Origin of the sequence: Microcystis sp. M109S1 (genome assembly GCF_020247025.1) — a bacterium.
In the GTDB taxonomy this organism is placed as follows: Bacteria; Cyanobacteriota; Cyanobacteriia; order Cyanobacteriales; family Microcystaceae; genus Microcystis.
Map to the genome: position 1 here is coordinate 1 of NZ_JADBRW010000460.1, position 8,491 is coordinate 8,491.

The window sequence follows — 8,491 nt, forward strand, 5'->3', positions numbered from 1 at the left end:
ATCTAGCTTGTCCCCTAACTCTTGGCTGAAAATCGATGCACCTGCAATGCATAGGGTAAAAAGGTGGTAGTGGGGGGGTAAAAGTCCCGATACCAAAGGGTAGAACCCTGACTGGGAGAGCAATCGACACACCTCAACCAGAGAATCGGGGTTTTGGGAGTCGGGGAGAGGCTGCATCGATTTTCAGCCAAGAGTTAGGGGACAAGCTAGATGATGTAGAGATTTGGGGGTGGTTGAGGAGGAGAACCTCCCATCACCAACAATCTAGAGACAGCTTCTTCGGAAATCCCATAGAAGCGCACATCATCCTCTTGAGGATTGACCCTTTCTACTACTTTAGCGTACAGTTTCCGCATCTCGATGTGTAATTAATTTTGCTTAACTAATTATCTGTAATTAATTGTCTAGCTACTTATTAGGGAGGGTAGCGGGGGTTCGAGTTTTTTTAAGGATTTTTTAACCCCAAAAATCCCCCGATTCCGGCGAGTCATCAGTATCATGGATAGCAACAACAAGTTTTAGGTCTAATCCGATAAAAATCATGACCTACCTATCTCCTAAATTATTCACTTTTGAAGACTTTTTAAACCAGTATGGAGATGACCCACGCTATCAATTAATTGACGGGGATTTGCGAGACATGGAACCCACTGGACCTCAGGAATCCGTAGCGGGAAAAATCGCAGGAAGACTGTGGGGAGAAATCTTGCGATTACATCTACCCTGGACAATTCCTAAAAACTGTTTGCTCCGTCCAGAATCCGGTCAAGCTACTGCTTTACGTCCCGATGTCATCATTTTGGATGAAGTGGACTTTAGCACCGAACCTCTCTGGGAAAAACAACCAATTTTAACTAGCTCCCCAGCAATTAAATTAGTGGTAGAAGTGGTTAGTAGTAATTGGCAAGATGATTATGCACGCAAAGTTGAAGAATACTCATCTTTAGGTATTGCTGAATATTGGATTGTCGATTTTCGTGGATTGGGTGGCATCTCTTTTATCGGTAAACCCAAACAGCCTACTTTGACTATTTATCAGCTAGAAGGTGATGAATATCAACAAAAATTATATCGTCTTTATGAGCGCATTAGTTCGGCAGTTTTTCCCGAATTGTCTCTGTGTCTTCTCGATATTATACCCTAAATCTCTAGTAAAATTATGCTGAAATCTCTTAAAAATGTCCTGGGTAATCTGCGTCAATATCCCTATAATATTATCTTTAATACCCTCACCAATGCAGCATTAGCCATCGCCGCTATTTTAGCACTAATTGCCGATCAATTTGGCCAGGGATACTATCTAATTTTTCTGATTACTTTGGCTCTAGTTATCATCGGTATCTGGCGAGAATCTCAGAAATACGACCTCTATAAACATCAAGCGATTCCTTTACCGATAGTGATTAAAATTGCTAATCCTGCCGATAGTAATAAAGCTCTGCAATCACTTTTTAATATCATCGAAACAGAAAATAAATACAAGGATCATAAAAATAATCTCGACAAGTATCTCAATATTAGCGAAACAGATTTAATTTTTAACTATTCCTGTGATATTTATGATCAAGAAATGCTGAAAGCTTTTCTGCAAATACTACGCTATAATCTAGAGAAACTTAAGAAAAAAACTCCCAAAAATACTATTATTTATCTTGCCTATATCGGACCGATTAGCGTCGCTATTATGGTCGGTACTATTCTCGCTACCGAAGGAGTAAAAATCTTTCAATATAATAAATCTTCTGATAGTTATTATCCTGTGGTGGAAATTAGCGATCGCAAACTAAAAGAAGGTATTAAGGAATACGAAAAATTTGAGGATCCTGTCACCGAAAAAGGTCAAGATAGAGTAACTATAGCCATCGATGTTTCTTCCCATAAAATAAATCTTAATGATGAGAGTATTGAAAACTACGGCGATTTAATTTATCTGAAAAGTAAAGGCAGTGGTACAATCGAAAGAAATGAAGATTGGCTACAATATTCTAGAGAAATCTTTACCACTATCAACAGCGCTCAAAAAAACAACTATCAAGAGATTAAGCTAGTTTATTCTATACCTATAACTTTGGGAATACTTGTCGGAATGTCCGTTCAACAATACTGGCCAATTCTCCTAACTCAATACGAAAATTCTACCTACAGAAATCTTATTAATCTTCAGGAATTTAAACTTTATCGAGGACAATAAAGACCAAATGACCTATACTGTAATTACCTTTGCTCCTGTGCAAGGATTCATCGAAAAATCCCGTAAACTAAGAGATTTATACGGTGGTTCTTTTTTATTATCCTATCTTGCCGATGCTATCTGTCAGGCAGCGGATCAATATCCTGAATGTAGCCTTATTTCTCCCGCTTTAATTGAGGTTAAAAGAGGAACTCCCAACCAAATCTTAATCGCGGGTAATTTTCCCAAAAAAGAGGCCGAACAAGTCTTCAATGACTCATGGCAAAAAGTAGTTAATAAGTGTCGGGTTTGGATTGAACAAAATCTGCCACAATACAATTATACTTGGCGACGAGAATGGAACCTATGGATTAATCATACTTGGGAATTCTTCTGGGTGCAAGAAGACTCGATCGATTGTGCGTTTAAAAGTCTGCAACAGAAAAAATATCAACGGGATTGGACGGGAATTAATTGGCAAGGAGAAAGTTCTAGCTTATCTGGTTCTGATGCCATTGTTTGGTATGGAATGACGGATCAAACCCATCCTTTATATTCTAGTATCTCCCAACAAAATCAGCAAATCACCGAATTTTATCAGCAATTAAGTCAAAAACTTTCTGAGGCTATTCTCGATGAAAACGAACGTCTTAGCATTCCCGAATTAGTCAAACGCATGATTACATTATATGATATTGGCAAGCCTTTAAACCTAGAACTTCCTAAAAAATTTGTGGAACTAAATCGCTACGAGGAAAAATTCTATACAGGATGGTTTCAAGGGGACGGTGACGGGATGGGAACCTATCTAAAAAATCTGTCCATCTCCTCAAGAAAAGAATTTAGTCAAAGAATGCGACAATGGGGAGAAGAACTAGAAAATCATCTTAACTTTGGTCGCATTATTTATGCGGGAGGAGATGACTTTTTAGGAGTTTTGTTTCGACAAAAATCAGAACCAAAATTAACCCTACAAGATTGTCTCTATTGGTTTGATAAATTTCATCGAGAAATCTGGCCAAAACATGGTTATTCTCAGGATATAACTGTTAGCGTCGGTTTCGTTTGGGCAGCTTCAGGAGTTCCTCAGCGAGACATATTGCAACATTGCCGCGAAGCCGAAAAATCCGCTAAAAATCAAGGTAAAAATCGTCTAGCTGTGCGAATCCTTTTTAACAGTGGTAACTATTTAGAGTGGGTTTGTCCGTGGCAAAACTTAAAAGATATCCTCGATAGTTATTGCGATCGCAGTGGAGGTAAAAACTGGACACATTTCTATAATGATATAGCAACTTTAGAAAATCGCCGCGCTTTTACCGATGATAATCATCATATTACCAATGCAGTTTTTAACCTTTATTTTAATCAAAATATACCCATCGATATCACCTCTCACCAAGATAAAAATAACTGGGTAATTAACCTCTCCAAAGTTGCCAATCATCTCACCTAAAAATAGAAAAATGCTGCCATATCTGATCATAATTAAACCTTTGGGATTTCTCTACGGTAGCGCCGGTCCCTTTCTCTCTCCAGAAAATCTAGTCGGACGTTCAGGAAATCGTTTTCCTCCCACTGCTGCCACAGTTTCGGGACTATTTGCTCACAGTAATCCCACCAATGTTCGCGATTTACAAATTGCTGGCCCTTTTTGGGCAAACAGTGAACAACCAGATAACTTTTTTGTCCCCACTCCCTTTATTTATCTAGCGAAAAAACCCCTAGCAAATTATTTTCAAGACCAAGAAAGTAACGACAATGGGAAAATTCAACACACCTTAATATGGCAAGAAAAATGGCAAGAGAAAGACGGTAAACAAATTGAGGGAAAATTCGATCGAGATAGTTGGATTCCTATCAACCAATGGTATAATCCTCAAAAAGCCTATTGTTCCCCGTGGCAATATCATCCCCATCTCCATCCGCGTTTGTTAGAGGAGCAAAGAAAGGTAGAAACCGGGGAATTATTCCTCGAAAATGCCGTCCAGTTACATCCAGATGCTTGTCTAGTTTATTTGGCTAATCAACCCCTAGAAAATGGCTGGTATCGCTTTGGTGGTGAATCCCATCTAGTGGAAATTAAATCACTTGAATTAAGCAGCCATATACAGACTTTATTTAATCAAGATGTCGGTCAATATTTTGCCCTCATTACTCCTGCAATCTGGGGAACAAATCGCCTATCAACTCGCAATCCCAGCGATTGGGAATTAGAAACCCTCAACACCGAAAGACCAATAACCTATCGTTATCGATTCGGAGGAAAAGATAAATTTAAGCGCTTATCTAGGGGACGCTATGCAGTTCCCGCAGGAACAGTTTATCGCTTAAAAAACCCCTTACCATCTTGGCACAATTGGCAGGAATCTTGGTTCCCCACCGAAGGAGTTTCCCTCAAACGCTGGGGCTGCGGATTAGCTTTACCCTTAGAAAATATTGCCAAATAAAGCCTATAATTATTGAGTAGGGTAAATTAGACGAGAATAACTGATACTAAATCCGTTGAGTATAGGCTACATATCAGGACAGGCACTCATGCAAAAGGTTGAATAAATAATCAGTTTTTAATAACCAGATTTAGTATGATAGCTATGGCAAAAATAAAAACCAGATTTCCTCGAAAAGCTTTATTAGGTTATCGAAAAAGTGGTAATAATCAAAGCTCACAAATTAGCGAAAATAAAATGCTGCGTATGTTTTTAGATTTTTTGGTAGAAGATGCCTTTAAAAACCCTTCTTCTCTTACTCCTTATACAGAGGAAATGGCTAAAGAAATGGATGAATTATTAAAGGGTGTTGAAATTGATTGGGACTAAACGTATAGCTTTGTACTGCCCTAATATCCTAAATACCACGATCAAATATTAACAAAATCTTAGAAAATCCTGACATTAATGTTAACCTAGTTTAGAATAATCCCTAAGCATCTAAAATACTCACTTTTACCCAAAAATGTATCACAAAAGTTATGGCATACTTGAAACCTTAGCACCGCTTCATGTGGGAGCAACCGCAGGAGAAGAAACAGGTAATCTTAACCTCATTTTTCGCGATCAATTTACCCAAACAGCAATTATCCCCGGTAGTTCTATTCGCGGCCGTTTTCGTGCCGATATGAACAATATAGATGAAAAACGTACATGGTACGGACACGAAGCAATCCCAGGACAAGAAGACGGAGGAACCACCGAAGCAAAAGTTAAATTTGAATATGCTTCCCTCGTTTGGTTGCCGGTATTTTGTCCAGGACAGCCGATAGTTTGGGTCACTTCTCCCCTATTATTAAAACGCTACAAACAAATCACGGGAATCTCTGCAAAAGTACCCAATCCTTATACTGCTTCCCCTAGCTTACAAGCGCGAGTAGTGCAGGGAGTTAACCGCAATAGCAAAGTTTTATTTTTTAACTTAGGATTTCTCAAAATTGAACACTTAGAGGAGCTTTCTTCGTGGATTCCCTCGCAAGCGGATTTAAAAGCTTCTCAATTAGTCGTCGTTGATGATAACGATATATCCATGCTGCACGATATGGCACTCTACCGACAAAGCCGGGTTAAACTACTAGAAGATCAGAAAAAAGTCGATACAGAAAAGGGAGCTTTTTTCAATGTGGAAGCTTTACCCGTGGGTAGTGTTTTAGTTTTTCCCATTGCTTGCAAAGAAACAGGATGGCAACCTTTTGGAGAATCGGTAAACCAAAAAGAATTATATTTCGGAGGATTAGAATCCATCGGTTTTGGTCGTTGCCAAGTTACTATTTTAAACTACGCTAATCAATAATTACATTTTATCTAATATTATGGCTTGGAAAGAATACAATCTCGATCGCATTGCTCAGAAATTAGTTCTGGCTGCCAAACTACGAGACCGAGATTCTCTCAATCAATCTTTTAAAATGCGTGAATCCGTTTCCTATGGACTAGAAAGATTTTGGGGTGAACATCTGCGCTTACAATCCAAGGAACCCAATAAAGCACAATACTGGAAAGAAACTTGGGATAAATTAGTCGAAACCATGGCAGAAGCTGGGATTCCTATCCCTAACGATACCGTACAGGTAAATGATACCAAATCCGTTCAAGCAATGGCAGAAAAACTCTGGGAATTAAAGCTAGAAGACCAGAGAATTACCCTCGCTGTTTTAACGCAACTATGCGATTGTTTAGTTTGGTGGACCCAAAGATATAAAGGAACAAAGGAGCGATAAATTATATGGTTAATATTCCCGATATTGGTAACAAAATTCCCCGGATGTTTCGCGCACAAACCCAAGGGCGATCGCAATTACAATATATTGATTCTGAAAAAGATGAAAATGATAGCCAAAAATGGGTAAAAGAATGGATAGAAAGGGTCGATGAAAATTCTCCCCAATTTGGTGAGGAAGTAAAGACCAAAGAATATCAAATCTCGTGGCGATTCGTCACTAATGGGGGACAAGATGAAGGAATAATTCGGCCTGTAATGGGTGCTTATGGCATACCATTTTATCCCGGTTCCAGCATGAAAGGAGCCTTTTGTCAAGCTTGCACCCCCGAACAAAAACAACGTTATCACCTCGAAAAAGATAGCGATAACCCTAGTCTTTTGCGCTTCCATGGCGGTTATCCCGTTAATGATTGGACGGAAAATCTTTTAGATATTGTTCACCCGCAACAGGGATGGCAAGTAAAAACCCAAAACACTCGACAAAAACCCGGTGGAGAAAGTGGTTTTGCTTTAATTTCCCTCTATCAACCTACCCTAAAATTTGGCATTTCTAGCTTAATAGAACAACCGGATTGGGAGGAGATTTGGACTATCTGGGAAAGAGCTTTAGAATCTGGTCTAGGATGCCGTGTTAGTAGCGGTTACGGCTTGCCAAAAGACATTAAACCTTCAAAAGAACCTTTATATAAATGTTTTCTGAAAGGGCAAGGAATGGCTCCTAAAAGCCTCGATGGTGAAAAGGAATTTCGACCCAATATTTTTCGAGGAGCAATTCGCGGTCATGCCTTGCGTATTTTTGGCGGTTTAACTGATGCTAAAAATGCAGAAAAATTAGTTAATCAGCTATTTGGAGGAATTGACAGAGAAGCAACCCAAGGTTTACTAGCGATCGATTTTCGTGTCAATTCTCTAGAGTTAGGAACCTTTACCAATGGTTACAACGAACCCACCTACACAGTAACAGGAGAATTGCGCTGGATTATCACCCAATCTCTCCCCGAAAACCAGCAAGAATGCTTAAAAAAATTAATTCGTTTCCTCACTCGTTTTGCTATGTTATTAGGAGGATTTGGTAAATCGTGGCGACGAGCAGATCATAGTATTTTCTATGAGGATTATTATCCTAATAAACCCTTAATTGGCTGTCATTGGCAATGGGGGGATAAAAGTTCTTTAATCAACGATAATAAAGTCAGAGATTTAACTCACGTTCATCCTTTTATCAAAGATGTTCGCACCATTGCTAAAGAATGGATGACCTTACAAAATATCCCCATCACTCCCAATAATAGTGCTAACTGGCGAGAAAGTTGGCATCCTAAAAAAGTCGAGGTTTGGGGAAGAATTGCTGAAGATAAAGATGATTCCCTAGCCATCAAATGGCTTCACAAAGCCTATCAAAAACTGGATAATTTAAGTATCTATAAAACCTCGGTGACAGGAATAGTAACAAAAAATATCAATCAAATTGGTCGTCTTTGGCATCGAATGTATCCCCAAAATAATCATCAATACCTAGAATTATTAACAATTTTTCCTGATGACTCTGATGATTGTGCTTATTTTCTAGGTTTTCTAGACGAGAATAATGGTAAAGAGAGCAAATTTCAAAAACTTTGGCCGAAATAATCCCGTTCAAAGTTAAGTACCGCGCGCAAAATTAATTACACATTTCGATAAAGCTTTTGCCTTTTACCTCGACCAGATGCGGAAACTATACGCTAAAGTAGTAGAAAGGGTCAATCCTCAAGAGGATGATGTACGCTTCTATGGGATTTCCGAAGAAGCAGTCTCTAGGGTGTTGGTAATTGGAGGTTCTCCTCCTCAACCACCCCCAACTGTCTATATCATCTAGCTTGTCCAAGAACTCTTGGCTGAAAATCGATGCAGCCTCTCCCCGACTCCCAAAACCCCGATTCTCTGGTTGAGGTGCGTCGATTGCTCTCCCAGTCAGGGTTCTCCCCTTTGGTATCGGGACTTTTACCCCCCCACTACCACCTTTTTACCCTATGCATTGCAGGTGCGTCGATTTGGGTGTCTGTCTTCCCCTCTCGATAAGGCTTTCCAAGGGGTACTCCTTACCTATTAGGTCAAATAGGATTAGTTGGAAAC

General features: G+C 39.3%; 10 protein-coding genes. 9 read left to right on the forward strand and 1 reads right to left on the reverse strand.

The window, feature by feature from the left end; genetic code table 11:
* Positions 1-206: 206 nt before the first annotated feature.
* A complete protein-coding gene (locus IM322_RS22565) occupies positions 207-356 on the reverse strand; it encodes a hypothetical protein (protein WP_287674980.1) in 150 nt (49 codons plus the stop codon).
* 185 nt (positions 357-541) lie between these two features.
* Here IM322_RS22565 and IM322_RS22570 point away from each other — a divergent pair, with 185 nt between their 5' ends.
* The 9 genes from IM322_RS22570 to IM322_RS22610 all read left to right on the forward strand — a co-directional run bounded on the left by IM322_RS22570 (position 542) and on the right by IM322_RS22610 (position 8,234).
* On the forward strand, positions 542-1,144 hold the full coding sequence (locus IM322_RS22570; RefSeq protein WP_287674978.1) for a Uma2 family endonuclease: 603 nt from the start codon (positions 542-544) through the stop codon (positions 1,142-1,144).
* Between the two features lie 15 nt (positions 1,145-1,159).
* Positions 1,160-2,191, forward strand: coding sequence for an SAVED domain-containing protein (locus IM322_RS22575; protein ID WP_287674976.1), 1,032 nt, complete (start codon positions 1,160-1,162; stop codon positions 2,189-2,191).
* A gap of 7 nt (positions 2,192-2,198) precedes the next feature.
* Positions 2,199-3,623 (forward strand): Cas10/Cmr2 second palm domain-containing protein, encoded by a 1,425-nt coding sequence (locus IM322_RS22580; protein ID WP_287674975.1) that lies wholly within the window; start codon positions 2,199-2,201, stop codon positions 3,621-3,623.
* Between the two features lie 10 nt (positions 3,624-3,633).
* The gene (locus IM322_RS22585) at positions 3,634-4,617 is read left to right on the forward strand and encodes a type III-B CRISPR module-associated Cmr3 family protein (RefSeq protein ID WP_287674974.1); all 984 of its coding nucleotides are present in this window, start codon (positions 3,634-3,636) and stop codon (positions 4,615-4,617) included.
* Between the two features lie 144 nt (positions 4,618-4,761).
* On the forward strand, positions 4,762-4,986 hold the full coding sequence (locus tag IM322_RS22590; RefSeq protein ID WP_287674973.1) for an AbrB/MazE/SpoVT family DNA-binding domain-containing protein: 225 nt from the start codon (positions 4,762-4,764) through the stop codon (positions 4,984-4,986).
* Between the two features lie 136 nt (positions 4,987-5,122).
* Positions 5,123-5,950, forward strand: coding sequence for an RAMP superfamily CRISPR-associated protein (locus IM322_RS22595; RefSeq protein WP_287674971.1), 828 nt, complete (start codon positions 5,123-5,125; stop codon positions 5,948-5,950).
* Positions 5,951-5,969: 19 nt separating this feature from the next.
* On the forward strand, positions 5,970-6,377 hold the full coding sequence (locus IM322_RS22600) for a hypothetical protein (protein WP_287077318.1): 408 nt from the start codon (positions 5,970-5,972) through the stop codon (positions 6,375-6,377).
* A gap of 5 nt (positions 6,378-6,382) precedes the next feature.
* The gene (locus tag IM322_RS22605) at positions 6,383-8,008 is read left to right on the forward strand and encodes an RAMP superfamily protein (RefSeq protein WP_287674968.1); all 1,626 of its coding nucleotides are present in this window, start codon (positions 6,383-6,385) and stop codon (positions 8,006-8,008) included.
* A gap of 76 nt (positions 8,009-8,084) precedes the next feature.
* Positions 8,085-8,234, forward strand: coding sequence for a CRISPR-associated endonuclease Cas2 (locus tag IM322_RS22610; RefSeq protein ID WP_286825753.1), 150 nt, complete (start codon positions 8,085-8,087; stop codon positions 8,232-8,234).
* Positions 8,235-8,491 lie beyond the last annotated feature (257 nt).